This is a genomic window from Pseudomonas sp. R151218B TE3479 (genome assembly GCF_053629195.1).
The window spans coordinates 6,377,566-6,390,356 of sequence record NZ_JBRJHV010000001.1 but is presented as its reverse complement, the minus strand read 5'-3'; the positions used below and the strand labels follow the sequence as shown (position 1 = coordinate 6,390,356).

At 62.8% G+C, this 12,791-nt stretch carries 12 protein-coding genes; 6 read left to right on the top strand and 6 right to left on the bottom strand.

Going from position 1 to position 12,791, the window contains the following annotated elements; all coding sequences use genetic code 11:
- Window positions 1-32: 32 nt before the first annotated feature.
- Together AB7M32_RS27910 and AB7M32_RS27905 are read right to left on the bottom strand one after the other, a co-directional pair.
- Entirely contained in the window at window positions 33-1,046 is a 1,014-nt protein-coding gene (locus tag AB7M32_RS27910; RefSeq protein WP_454252008.1) for a sensor domain-containing diguanylate cyclase, read from the bottom strand.
- A gap of 245 nt (window positions 1,047-1,291) precedes the next feature.
- Window positions 1,292-2,209 (bottom strand): LysR family transcriptional regulator, encoded by a 918-nt coding sequence (locus AB7M32_RS27905; RefSeq protein ID WP_454252007.1) that lies wholly within the window; start codon window positions 2,207-2,209, stop codon window positions 1,292-1,294.
- A gap of 98 nt (window positions 2,210-2,307) precedes the next feature.
- On the opposite strand from AB7M32_RS27905, the gene AB7M32_RS27900 reads away from it, so the two are divergent.
- Complete coding sequence (locus AB7M32_RS27900; RefSeq protein WP_454252006.1) at window positions 2,308-3,483, top strand: acetylornithine/succinylornithine family transaminase; 1,176 nt, start codon at window positions 2,308-2,310, stop codon at window positions 3,481-3,483.
- Window positions 3,484-3,633: 150 nt separating this feature from the next.
- Window positions 3,634-4,371, top strand: coding sequence for an OmpA family protein (locus AB7M32_RS27895; protein ID WP_063324469.1), 738 nt, complete (start codon window positions 3,634-3,636; stop codon window positions 4,369-4,371).
- Window positions 4,372-4,539: 168 nt separating this feature from the next.
- Here the strand turns inward: AB7M32_RS27895 and ehuA are convergent, their stop codons facing one another.
- The 4 genes from ehuA to ehuB form a co-directional block, all read right to left on the bottom strand.
- Window positions 4,540-5,409 carry an ectoine/hydroxyectoine ABC transporter ATP-binding protein EhuA gene (gene ehuA / locus AB7M32_RS27890; RefSeq protein ID WP_454252005.1) on the bottom strand — a complete coding sequence of 290 codons (870 nt, stop codon included), beginning with the start codon at window positions 5,407-5,409 and terminating at the stop codon, window positions 4,540-4,542.
- Complete coding sequence (gene ehuD / locus AB7M32_RS27885; RefSeq protein WP_454252004.1) at window positions 5,409-6,065, bottom strand: ectoine/hydroxyectoine ABC transporter permease subunit EhuD; 657 nt, start codon at window positions 6,063-6,065, stop codon at window positions 5,409-5,411. The genes ehuA and ehuD overlap by 1 nt, the downstream gene beginning before the upstream one ends.
- Window positions 6,062-6,721: an ectoine/hydroxyectoine ABC transporter permease subunit EhuC gene (gene ehuC / locus AB7M32_RS27880; protein WP_072409512.1), complete on the bottom strand. Its 660-nt coding sequence runs from the start codon at window positions 6,719-6,721 to the stop codon at window positions 6,062-6,064. The genes ehuD and ehuC overlap by 4 nt, the downstream gene beginning before the upstream one ends.
- 83 nt (window positions 6,722-6,804) lie before the next feature.
- On the bottom strand, window positions 6,805-7,659 hold the full coding sequence (gene ehuB, locus AB7M32_RS27875; RefSeq protein WP_454252003.1) for an ectoine/hydroxyectoine ABC transporter substrate-binding protein EhuB: 855 nt from the start codon (window positions 7,657-7,659) through the stop codon (window positions 6,805-6,807).
- 290 nt (window positions 7,660-7,949) lie between these two features.
- Between ehuB and ehuR the strand changes: the two genes are divergently transcribed.
- The 4 genes from ehuR to doeA all read left to right on the top strand — a co-directional run bounded on the left by ehuR (window position 7,950) and on the right by doeA (window position 12,788).
- The gene (ehuR, locus tag AB7M32_RS27870; RefSeq protein WP_454252002.1) at window positions 7,950-9,344 is read left to right on the top strand and encodes a MocR-like ectoine utilization transcription factor EhuR; all 1,395 of its coding nucleotides are present in this window, start codon (window positions 7,950-7,952) and stop codon (window positions 9,342-9,344) included.
- Window positions 9,345-9,571: 227 nt separating this feature from the next.
- Entirely contained in the window at window positions 9,572-10,543 is a 972-nt protein-coding gene (gene eutB, locus AB7M32_RS27865; protein ID WP_454252001.1) for a hydroxyectoine utilization dehydratase EutB, read from the top strand.
- A 22-nt stretch (window positions 10,544-10,565) separates the two neighbouring features.
- Window positions 10,566-11,558, top strand: coding sequence for a cyclodeaminase (locus tag AB7M32_RS27860; protein ID WP_454252000.1), 993 nt, complete (start codon window positions 10,566-10,568; stop codon window positions 11,556-11,558).
- Window positions 11,559-11,597: 39 nt separating this feature from the next.
- Window positions 11,598-12,788, top strand: a complete 1,191-nt coding sequence (gene doeA / locus AB7M32_RS27855) for an ectoine hydrolase DoeA (protein WP_454251999.1) — start codon at window positions 11,598-11,600, stop codon at window positions 12,786-12,788.
- Window positions 12,789-12,791 lie beyond the last annotated feature (3 nt).

Below are 12,791 nucleotides of genomic sequence, written 5' to 3'. Positions count from 1 at the left end.
CATTCTTTTTTGTGTTTGGGCCGGGGTACCGTTCATTCGCAAATCACATTCTTGCCCGCCATCTTGGAGCGATACAGCGCCTGGTCCGCCCGGTGCAGCAACGCCGAGTGCTGTTCATCCTCCAAGCGCTGCACCACGCCAAAACTCATGGTGATCTGGAAGTCGCCCACCGGCAGCAGATCGGCCAGGCCACGACGAATGCTTTCCGCCAGCAGCCGAGCGTCGGCCAGGGTGGTGTTGGGCAAGATCATGATGAATTCGTCACCGCCCCAGCGCACCAGCAAGTCGCTGCCGCGCTCGCAGCGCTTGACGCTCTGCACCACTTGCACCAGCGCGGCGTCACCGAAGGCGTGGCCGTAGCGATCGTTGATGTCCTTGAAGTCATCGACGTCCATGGCGATCAGCGACAACGGCTCGCGGAAACGCTGTGCGCGCTCACAGGCCAGCGGCAGCGCTTGGTCCAGGCGGTAACGGTTGGCGACCCGCGTCAGGGCATCGGTTTCGGCAAGCCTGCGGTTCTCGTCGAGTTGGAGCTGCAGCTGATGGTTGACCCGGGACAGTTCGCGGGTGCGTTCTTCGATGATGGCTTCCAAGGATTTGTTACGCCGTTCCAATTGTTCGAACAGGCGCTTCTTGTCATCGATGCTGCGATGGGCACCGATCATGCGGGCCACCGTGCCGTCCGGGTTGCGGACGATCACGTAGCCGCGATCCTCAATCCAGATGTAGGACCCGTCGCACATACGGCAACGGTACTCGGCCTGGTAGCGGTGGGATCGTTGCTCCAGGTAGTCGTCGAACAATGCCATGACCCGTGGGTAATCTTCCGGATGGATCACGCTTTCCCAGGTCAGTACGGTGTTGTCCAGTGAATGAGGCAGGTAACCAAGCATCGTGTACCAGCCGGGGTTGCGGTAGACGAAGCCGGTGTTGGCATTCCAGTCCCAGATGCCATCGCTGACCAGTTCCAGGATAGTGTGCAGTACGCCTTCGTCCAGATCGGACAGGTCGAACCGCAGCATGTCGATGTTCGAGGCATCTCCCATCGTCGTTTCCTCATCAGCCTTGATATCAAAATGCTCGTCCAAGGAGGAAGAGTAGCTGATGGGGGGGTGGGGAACTAGCGGCGGATGTTCAGACGGGGTTTGCTTTTGTGGCGAGGGGATTTATCCCCGCTGGGTCGCGTAGCGGCCCCCTCAAAAGTCATCAAACCCGTCATCACCTGCGATGTGAACCGACAGTCTTGGGGTTGCTGCGCAACCCAGCGGGGATAAATCCCCTCGCCACAGCATCATTGGGCTGGGGGTTGGGGTTTGCCCCATTTCTCCAGTGCAAATTCGACAAAACTGCGCAGTTTCGGCAAACGGTAGCGATCCTGCGCGTACATCAGGCTCATCGGTCGATGGGGCAATTGGTAGCCCTGCAGCAACGCCACCAAGTGCCCATCCTTCAGGTCCTGGGCCACCAGGGCATCGGGCAGCATCACCACGCCCATTCCGGCCAGGGCGGCGCGATGCAGGCCCGAGGAGCTGTTGATCAGCATCGGTCCGTTCACCGCCACCTTGATTTCGCCGTCCGGCCCGTTGATGGGCCAGTGATCCTGGGCGAAGCGCCATTCGTCTGCTGCCGAATAGGCGAACGACAGGCAGTCGTGTCGTTGAAGGTCCGCCGGTTGTTTCGGCGTGCCGCGCCGGGCCAGGTAGGCAGGGGAGGCGCAGATGGTCAGGGTGTAGTCCAGCAACGGACGGGCTATCAGTTTCGGGTCGGGATGGCCGAGGCGGATGGCGACGTCGAAGCCATGGTCGAGCAGGTCCAGGCGCTGGTTGGTCAGCACCACGTCGAGCTTGACCTGGGCGAAGCGCTGGCTGAATTCGGCCAGCGCCGGCGAAAGGCGTTCGGTACCAAAGGTCAACGGTGCAGTGATGCGCAGGGTGCCGGTGGGCTCGCCTTGGGTCTGTTCGGCCAGGCGTTCGGAGTCGGCCACCAGCCCCAGTACTTCCAGGCAGCGCTGGTAGTAGGTCGAGCCGAATTCTGTCAGGCGCTGGCGCCGCGTCGTACGGTTGATCAGGCGTACGCCGAGGCGTTGCTCCAGGGCACGAAGATGATTGCCCACCATTGTGGTGGACATTTCGCACGCCTGGCCCGCTGCCGTCAGGCTCCCGGTTTCTACCACCTTCACGTAAACGGTCATTGCCTGGAACAGGTCCATTATCAAGCTCAACTTTTAAATGATTGAAGTAAAGCAGCGTTTATCCAGTCTTGGTGGCTAACCATACTGGAAAAAACCACCCGATGGAGCTTGATGCCATGACCGCTGCCTGCCTGATGACCACCTACCAACCCTTGGCGCTGAATTTCACCCATGGCTTGGGGACGCGCCTGTGGGACCAGGACGGTCGTGAATACCTCGATGCGGTGGCGGGCGTGGCGGTGACCAATGTCGGCCATTCCCACCCGCGGCTGGTGGCCGCCATCAGCGAGCAGGCCGGCCTGCTGTTGCACACCTCCAACCTGTACAGCATCGATTGGCAGCAACGCCTGGCGCAAAAGCTCACCCGGCTGTCGGGGCTGGAGCGGGCGTTTTTCAATAACTCAGGTGCCGAGGCCAACGAAACCGCACTGAAGCTGGCGCGCCTCTACGGCTGGCACAAGGGTATCGAGCAGCCCTTGGTGGTGGTCATGGACAACGCGTTCCATGGGCGCACCTTGGGCACCATGTCCGCCAGTGACGGTCCGTCCGTGCGGCTGGGCTACAACCGGTTGCCGGGGGATTTCATCAAGGTGCCGTTCGGCGATCTCGCGGCGCTGGAACAGATTCAACAGGCTCACGCCGAGCGCATCGTCGCGGTGCTGGTGGAGCCGATCCAGGGTGAAAGCGGTGTGCAACTCGCCCCACCGGGGTACTTCAAGGCTTTGCGGCAGTTGTGCAGTCGGCGCGCCTGGTTGTTGATGCTCGACGAGATCCAGACCGGCATCGGTCGCACCGGCCAATGGTTCGCGTTCCAGCACGAGGGCATCGTGCCGGATGTCATGACCCTGGCCAAAGGCCTGGGCAACGGTGTGCCCATCGGCGCCTGCCTGGCACGGGGCAAGGCTGCCGAGCTGTTTACCCCCGGCAGCCATGGCAGTACGTTCGGCGGCAATCCGCTGGCCTGTCGGGTCGGCTGCACGGTGCTGGACATCATCGAGGAGCAAGCGCTGGTGGATAACGCCAGGCATCAGGGCGAACAATTGTTGAGCCGCTTGCAGACCGAGCTGGCGGACAACCCGAATGTCTTGGCGATTCGCGGCCAGGGCTTGATGATCGGCATCGAACTCAAGCAGCCGGTCCGCGACCTGACCCTTCGCGCCGCCCGGGACCACGGTCTGCTGATCAATGTCACTCGGGGCCAGACCATCCGCCTGCTGCCGCCGCTGACGATTGATGGGCGGGAAGTGGAGATGATCGTCGGGGGCGTGAGCCGCTGTCTGGCGCAGGGCTGAGGCAGCCCGCCCAGACGACGGTTTTTTCTGAAGCAGCCGGGCGAAGCGCAACGCAGCGGGACGGAATTTTTAACGATTGCCGCGTTCCAACGCCTGCCAGAGTCGATTGCCTACGCCCTGGCACTTCAGACTGAAAACCAGGAGCATTCCATGTTCACCTCGCGTCGCTTGATCGTTGTCGCTACTGCTGTGGCCTTGTTGTCCGGCTGTGCGTCGCCTAACCCCTATGACAACCAGGGCCAGGCCTCTACCGAATCGTCGGGCATGAGCAAAACCGCCAAGTACGGCGGCCTCGGTGCGCTGGCGGGGGCGTTGGCCGGTGCGGCCATTGGTCACGATAACCGGGGCAAGGGTGCGTTGATCGGTGCGGCGGTGGTGGGCGCTTCCGCGGCCGGCTACGGTTACTACGCCGACCAGCAGGAAAAGAAACTGCGCGCCAGCATGGCCAATACCGGTGTTGAAGTGCAGCGCCAGGGCGACCAGATCAAGCTGATCATGCCGGGCAACATCACCTTCGCCACCGACTCGGCGAACATCGCGTCCAGCTTCTACCAGCCGCTGAACAACCTGGCCAACTCCCTCAAGGAGTTCAACCAGAACCAGATCGAGATCGTCGGCTACACCGACAGCACTGGCAGCCGCCAGCACAACATGGACCTGTCCCAGCGCCGTGCCCAGAGCGTGGCGACCTACCTGACGTCCCAGGGCGTGAGCGGTGCCAACCTCTCGGCCCGTGGCGCCGGCCCGGACAACCCGGTGGCCAGCAACGCCGACGTCAATGGCCGCGCGCAAAACCGCCGTGTCGAGGTCAACCTCAAGGCGATTCCCGGCCAGCAATACCAGGAGGCGCCGCAGCAGCAGGGGCAGACTTACCAGCAGTACCCATAACGGCTGGGCGGTAAATAAAAAGGGGGGCCATGCACACATGGCCCCCCTTTTTTTGGCTGGCTATCGCCAACCCTGTCTGGTCCGGGGCATGGTTAACCCACACACAACCTGTGGCGAGGGAGCAAGCTCCCTCGCCACAAAGGTGTTCACTTGAGTGATGGGTGGAGGTCAATTCGCCTCTTTCACCGCACTCAAGAACGCACACGTACGTTCCTGCTGCGGGTGCTCGAAGATCTGCGCCGGGGTGCCTTGTTCATGGATCTGTCCCTTGTAGAAGAAGCACACCCGGTCGGCGAATTCCCGGGCGAAGCCCATCTGGTGGGTCACCATCAACATCGTCAGGTTGTGTTCAGCCCCCAGTTTGCGGATCACGTTCAGCACCTCGCCGCACAGCTCCGGGTCGAGCGCCGAGGTCACTTCGTCGAACAGCATCACCTTGGGCCGCATCGCCAGCGCCCGGGCAATCGCCACCCGTTGTTGCTGGCCGCCGGACAACTGCGACGGGTAATGGTCGAGCTTGTTGCCCAGCCCCACCAGTTCCAGCAGGTCAGCGGCGCGCTCCCGGGCTTCTTTCGGGTTCATGCCCAGCACCTGCACCGGCGCCTCGATCACATTCTGCAACGCGGTCATGTGGGGGAACAGGTTGAAGCTCTGGAACACCATGCCGATCTTGCCGCGCACCCGGCGTATGTGTCGGTCGTTGGCCGGTACCAGCACGCCGTTGCGGTTGGACATGTGGGTCAGTGAGTCATCCTCGACGCGGATCTGGCCCTGGTCGATGCCTTCCAGGGTCATCAACACCCGCAGCAGCGTGGACTTGCCCGAGCCGCTGGGACCGATGATCGCGACCTTTTCACCGGGCGCGACATCCAGGTTCAGATGGTCGAGCACCGTGAAACTGCCGTAGCTTTTGGTCACGTCCTGGAAACTCACAATCGGCCGGGACGGTGTCGGAATTTGCATGGCCGGGGCCTCCTGCTGCGACGCCAGCGTGCTGCGCCGGGACAAATCGGTGGGCGTGGACAGAGGTAAAGTCATTAGCGTAGCTCCATGCGCGTTTCAAGGCGCCGTACCAGATAAGCCAAGGCAAGGCTCAGGGCGAGGAAGAACAGACCAACCATGGTGATCGGTTCCAGGTAACGGAAATTCTCCGAACCGATGTTCTTGGCCTGCTGCATGATTTCCACCACGGTGATCGCCGACAGCACCGGCGTGTCCTTGAGCATCGCCACCAGGTAGTTGCCCAGGGGCGGCACGATCGGTCGCAGCGCCTGGGGCAGGATGATGTTGCGGTAGGCGTCGTACGGCGCGATGTTCAACGCCGTCACCGCTTCCCACTGCGCCCGCGGTACCGCGTCGAGGCCGCTGCGATAGACCTCGGCGATGTAGCAGGCGTAGTGCAGGCCGATGCCGAGGATACCGACCTGCATGGCCGTCAGACTCAAGCCGTAGTTGGGCAGCACGTAGTAGAGGAAATACACCTGGATCAGCAACGGCGTGCTGCGGATGAACTCGATCACCGCCGTGGCCGGCCACGACAACCAGAATTTGCGGCTGCGCCGACCAATCGCCAGGAAGAGTCCCAGGACGATCGCGATCAGGAAGCCGATCAAGGTAATGCCCACGGTATTGAGGGAGGCGCGCAGCAGGTCCGGCAGGATGTGCGCGGCGTAGGACCAGTCGAACAGCGTCATGACAAACCTCCACGCATCCGGCCCCGGCTCAGCCGTCGTTCGAGGTGGCGCATGCCGAAGTTGATGGCTTGGGCGAGGATGAAATACAGCACCAGCGCCAGGCTGAAGACCTCCAGGGTCTGGAACGTCGCCTGATCCAACTGGCGCGCCCGGAAGCTCAAGTCGGACAAGGTGATCAGCGACACCAGCGAGGTGTTCTTCAGCAGCTCGATCAACAGGTTGGTGCCCGGTGGAATTGCCGCCAGCAACGCCTGCGGCAGGATGATCCGCTTGAAGCGGGTGAAGGCGCTGAAATTCAACGCCGTGCAGGCTTCGTATTGGCCCTTGGCGACCGAGCTGATGGCGCCGCGCATCACTTCCGCACCGTAGGCGCCAATGTGCAGGCCCAGGCCGACAATGGCCACGGCGTAAGGGCTCAGCTCAATGTTGAAGGGCGGTAGTGGCAGCACGAAGAACAGCCAGAACAATTGCACCAGCAACGAGGTGCCACGAAACACTTCGATGTAGGTGATGGAAAACCAGCGCAACGCCCGCCACGGCGAAAGCCGCCCGAGTGCTGCGAGTACCGCCGCGACAATCGCCAGCAGCGAGCCAAAGAAGGTCACCTGGAGCGTGACCCAGGCCCCTTGTATCAATAACGGAAGTAATTCGCCCATGGTTCGACCCGATCTCCGATGAAGCAGGGAACAGGCATCACGCTCTACGCGTCATGCCCGTTTCGGCACGCCAGTCTTGTCGACTACTGAGCGCAGAGCTCGGCCGCGGTCTTGCTGGTCACGTTGGATTTGTCGAAACCGAATGGCGCAACCGTCTTGAGATGCTCTTCGGAGCCCAGCCACTTTTTCAGCTCGGCATTGACCGCATCGCGCAGGTCTTTGTCTTCTGGGCGGAAGGCCAGGGCGCCATAGCCGATGTGGGACGGGTCGTCCTTGAACGCGGTCATCGCCTCGACTTTTTCACCGCCCTTGCTGGCGAGGCCTTTCATGGTCAGCTGCGTGCCGACGGCAGCGTCCGCACGACCGGCGCGCACCGCTTGCAGTTGTGCGGTGGTGTCGGGGACTTGGAGGATCTGCTCATCCTTGACCCCGGAATCGCGGGCATAAGCCAGGTTCACCGTGCCGGCCATGATTGCCAGTTTCACATCCGGTTGCTTGGCGATGTCTTCATAGCTGTGGAGTTTTTTCGGGTTGCCCTTGGCCACGAGCAGCGCGTCGGGCAACTGGTACTGCGGATCGGTGAACAACACTTGCTTGCAGCGCGCCGGAGTGATGTACATGCCGGCGGCAATCACGTCGAAGCGACCTGCCCGCAGGCCCGGGATCAGCGAACCCCATTCGGTGAGCACGCCATTGACCTGCTTGATGCCCATCCTGGCGAAAATCACCTTGGCGATCTCCGGCGACTCACCGGTGACGGTGCCGTCGGTTTCGGTGAAGGCGAACGGGGTTTCGTTGGCGTAGCCGATCCGAATGCTGCTGTTGCTTTTGACGGTATCCAGGGCAGCCGCTTGAACGCTGCCGGCCAGGCCCAGTACGGCACAGGTCAACAAGAGCCGACGCAAGGGCGCGCAGGTGCTGGGAAGAAAATTGCTCATCGATAAAATCTCCTGTTTCTTGTGGATCCGTCGTTGACGGCTCTGTGGTAGGAGGCAGTGTTACAAGAGCAAAGCGTACAGCGGCGGATCCGGGCGTGGCCTGGAATCGGGAACGGCGCCGGTACAGGTCGATCCGGCTTTTTGTCGGGGCAATGAACCCGCCTGGATGCCGACCTTGAACCGAGCATACAAAAGCCCCGGCATCGATTGCATTGCACTAGGACAATTGCTTTGCCGCGATGGCCGCGCAATGCTGTGCGCACCCCCTACACACGCCGGTTGCAGCTGTCATGGATAAGTGGAAGTCAGCCTTGGACCTCGCCCGCAGCGGTGAATCCAAATACAAGATTCTGGTGCAGGCCATTGCCGACGATATCGAACAGGGCAGCCTGGCCAATGACCAGCGCCTGCCGCCGCAACGGCAGGTGGCCGACGCCATGGGCATCAGCGTGCAGACCGTCACCAACGCGTATAAGGAGCTGGAGCGCCAGGGACTGGTGCGCTGTGAGGTTGGGCGCGGCAGTTTCGTCTCGCGGCGCATGAGCGACCGGGTGGCGACTTACATTCTCGACAGCCCCGAGCGGGCGCTGGTGGATTTTTCCATCACTCGAATCCTGCACACCCGCGAGCATGACCAGGCCTGGCGGGATACCTGCGCGGCGCTGAGCACTGAAGAAGACCAACCGTGGATTCACGCCTTTCGCCCCATCGCCGGTTTTGAATCCCATCGCGAAGCGGCGGCGCAGTGGATCGGCCGGCAAGGGTTGAAAGTCGACCGTAACGATGTGCTGATCACCAACGGCGCGGCCCACGGGATTTTCCTCGCCCTCGCGTCCTTGGCGGGGCCCGACGATGTAGTGCTCTGCGAAGGCTTGACCGACCATGGCGTGATCGGCAATTCCCAGGTGCTGGGCTTCACCCTCAAGGGCCTGGAGATGGACCGCTATGGCATCGACCCGGAACATTTCGAAGACATGTGCAGCAACGAGCGCATCACCGCGCTGGTGTGCACGCCGAACCTGAACAACCCCACCACCAGCCTGATGCCCGACGCCCGCCGCCGGGAAATCGCCGAGATCGCCCGGCGTTTTGGCGTGCACATTATCGAGGACGATGTGTACGGTCCGTTGCTGGACGAGCGCCGGGCGCCGCCCATCAGTCATTACCTGCCGGAGCTGTCGTTCTATTGCACGAGCATGACCAAGTCGGTACTCACGGGGCTGCGCACCGGTTACCTGGTGGTGCCCAAGCGGCTGGCCTTGCGCACCGAAAGCATCCTGCGGGTCAACAGTTGGATGGCCACGCCCATGGTCTCGGAGATCGCCACCCGCTGGATTCGCGATGGCCGCGCCGAGTCGCTGCTGCAGTTGCAACGCCAACTGCTGGCCGGGCGCCAGGCGATGGTCACCGAGTACATGGGCGAGCATCTGCTGGGCCAGCATCCCCACGCCTTGAACGCCTGGATCGGCATCCCGACCCATTGGGAGGTGGACAGTCTGGTGCGGGCGCTGCGGCACAAGCACATCGCCGTGACTTCCCCCGACCCGTTCACCGTGCGCGGCACCCCCAGGCCCCGCGCGGTGCGGGTCTGCGTCGGGGCTGAGTGCAACGATGAGGAAATGCGCCATGCCCTGGCGGGGATGCGGGACATCTTCAACCAGTACCCGCAGATCCATGATTTCTGAAATGCCGAATTTGTGAACACCACATCCCCCTGTGGGAGCGAGCTTGCTCGCGATAGCGGTGTGTCAGCCACCAGAGATGTTGAATGTGAGGGCCCAATCGCGAGCAAGCTCGCTCCCACAGGGGATTGGCTACCGTTCAAGCAAAGTCATTAAATTGCCCTAGTACATTCATCACCGCAATCCAGCCCTCTTAGACTGCGTCCAACACATCCGCTCGGGACGCAGTCATGACAGGGTTGCAGCTTCAGGATATCTACCTCGCTCGCCAGCGTATCGAGTCGCTGGTGCGGCATACGCCTATGGAGCATTCCCCGAGTCTGTCGCGGTTGATGGGCGTGGCGGTGTACCTCAAGCTCGAAGCCCTGCAAATCACCGGCAGCTTCAAGCTGCGCGGGGCGAGCAATGCTGTGGCGCAGCTCAGTCCCGAGCAAAAGACCAAGGGTGTGGTCACGGCTTCGACCGGCAATCACGGTCGGGCGCTCGCCTATGCCGCCTCGCAGCAGGGCGTCAAAGCGATTGTCTGCCTGTCGAACCTGGTCCCGGCCAACAAAGTGCAGGCGATTCGCGATTTGGGCGCCGAGGTGTGCATCGTCGGCCAGTCCCAGGACGATGCCCAGCGTGAAGCCGAACGCATCGCCCGGGAGCAGGGCGCGACCTTTTTGCCGCCTTTCGATCACCCGGCGATCATCGCCGGCCAGGGCACCCTCGGCCTGGAGATCCTCGAGCAGCAACCGGAGGTGGCCCAAGTGCTGGTGCCGTTGTCCGGTGGCGGTCTGTTCGCCGGCGTTGCCCTGGCCCTCAAACGTGCCAGCCCAGCGATCCAGGTCCACGGCATCAGCATGGCCCGAGGTGCGGCGATGCACGCCAGCCTCGTCGCGGGGCAGCCCGTGGACGTCGAAGAGCTGCCGACGCTGGCCGACTCTCTAGGCGGCGGTATCGGCCTGGACAACCGCTACACCTTCGCCATGACCCGACAGCTGCGCGATGACCTGCACCTGCTTTCGGAAGCCTCCATCGCCAATGCCATCCGCCACGCTTATCACCACGAACGCCTGGTGCTCGAAGGCGCTGCGGCAGTGGGCATCGCGGCGCTGCTCGACGGCTTGGTCGAGCCGCGCGGCCCCATCGTTCTGGTGGTCAGCGGGCGCAATGTCGACACCGAACAACATGCCCGTGTGATCGCCGGTGCCAACGCTTGATAACCCGTTAACGGAGCCAGTCATGAGTGAAGTCATCCTATTGAGCGAAGCCGACCTGCGCAGTTGCGTGGCCCTCGACCTGGCCAGCATCGACGCCATCGAGCAGGCCTTCGTATTGTTGGCCACCGCCGCCGTGGCGATGCCGCCGATCCTGCGCTTGGACATTCCCGAGCACAACGGCGAAGTGGATGTGAAAACCGCGTACCTGCCGGGCCTGGAACGCTTCGCCATCAAGGTCAGCCCGGGCTTTTTCGATAATCCCGCGCTCGGCCTGCCCAGCCTCAACGGCATGATGATGCTGCTCTCGGCACGCACCGGTCTGCTGGAAGCCCTGCTGCTGGACAACGGTTACCTCACCGCCGTACGCACCGCGGCGGCCGGGGCGGTGGCAGCGCGTTGCCTGTCTCGTGTGCAAAGCCGCAGCGTCGCGCTGATCGGTGCTGGCGAACAGTCGGCTCTGCAGCTTCAGGCGCTGCGCCTGGTGCGGCCCATCGACGAGGTGCGGGTCTGGGCGCGGGATGCGCAAAAGGCCCAGGCGTTCAGTCAGGCACTGGCGCGTGACAGCGGACTGGCCGTCATGCCATGCGCCTCCATTGACGATGCCCTGGAAGGCGTGGACATCGCCATCACCTGCACCCCCAGTCGCGAGCCGTTGATCCAGGCTCGCCATCTGCACCCCGGCCTGCACATCACGGCGATGGGCTCGGACGCGGAACACAAGAACGAAATTTCCCCGCAAGCCCTGGCGGCCGTCGACTGCTATGTCGCCGATCGCCTGAGCCAGACCCGCGTGCTCGGCGAACTGCACCACGCCCTGGCGGCCGGCACCGTTGGCGATGAGGTCGCGTTGCGGGAGCTGGGCCAGGTGCTGGCGGGGCAGTGGGCCGGGCGTACCGACGAAGCGCAGGTCACCCTGTGCGATCTCACCGGCACCGGCGCCCAGGACACCGCCATCGCCAACCTGGCGTTCGAGCGGGCACGGGCGGCGAGCAAGGGCTTTGCGTTCGGCCGCTAGATCATTTTTCTCATGGGTCATTGAACAGAGGGCAGGTGGATGTCAGAGATCGTCGTCAATCTTCCGTTCCAGCGGGAGGAATATAGCCAACGCCTGGCGAAGGTTCGTGCGGCCATGCAGGCCCAGGGCCTGGAGTTGCTGGTGGTGACCGACCCGTCGAACATGGCCTGGCTCACCGGCTATGACGGCTGGTCGTTCTATGTGCACCAGTGTGTGCTGGTGGCGCTGGAGGGCGAGCCCGTGTGGTTCGGGCGTGGCCAGGATGCCAACGGCGCCAAGCGCACGGTGTTCATGCAGGCCGACAACATCGTCGGCTACCCGGACATCTATGTGCAGGCCCGCGAGCGCCATCCCATGGACTACCTGTCCCGCGAGGTGATCATCGCCCGTGGCTGGGGCGCGCTGAGCATCGGCGTGGAAATGGACAACTATTACTTCAGCGCCGCGGCGTACCTGTCGCTGCAAAAGCATTTGCCCGAGGCAAAACTGGTGGATGCAGTGGGTCTGGTGAACTGGCAGCGAGCGGTCAAATCGCCCCAGGAAATCGCCTACATGCGCATCGCCGCGCGCATCGTCGAAAACATGCACAGCCGGATCCTGGAGCGGATCGAGCCGGGCATGCGCAAGAACGAACTGGTGGCCGAGATCTATAGCAGCGGCATCCTCGGCGTCGATGGCCATGGCGGTGACTATCCGGCCATCGTGCCACTGCTGCCCACTGGCGCCGATGCCAGCGCGCCACACCTGACCTGGGACGATTCGCCGTTCGAACAGGGCGCCGGCACCTTCTTTGAAATCGCCGGTTGCTACAAGCGTTACCACTGCCCGCTCTCGCGCACCATTTACCTGGGCAAGCCACCGCAACATTTCCTCGACGGCGAAAAAGCCGTGGTCGAAGGCATCGCCGCCGGCCTGGATGCGGCCAAGCCGGGCAACACCACGGGCGACATTGCCGTGGCGTTTTTCAAGGTGCTGGAGAAATTCGGCATTCACAAGGACAGCCGTTGCGGCTACCCCATCGGGATCAGTTATCCGCCGGATTGGGGCGAGCGCACCATGAGCCTGCGCCCCGGCGACAACAGCGTGTTGCAGCCGGGCATGACCTTCCACTTCATGCCGGGGCTGTGGATGGACGATTGGGGCCTGGAAATCACCGAAAGCATCCTGATCACCGAGACCGGCGTCGAGACGCTGTGCAACGTGCCTCGTCAACTGTTCGTGAAGGATTGACCC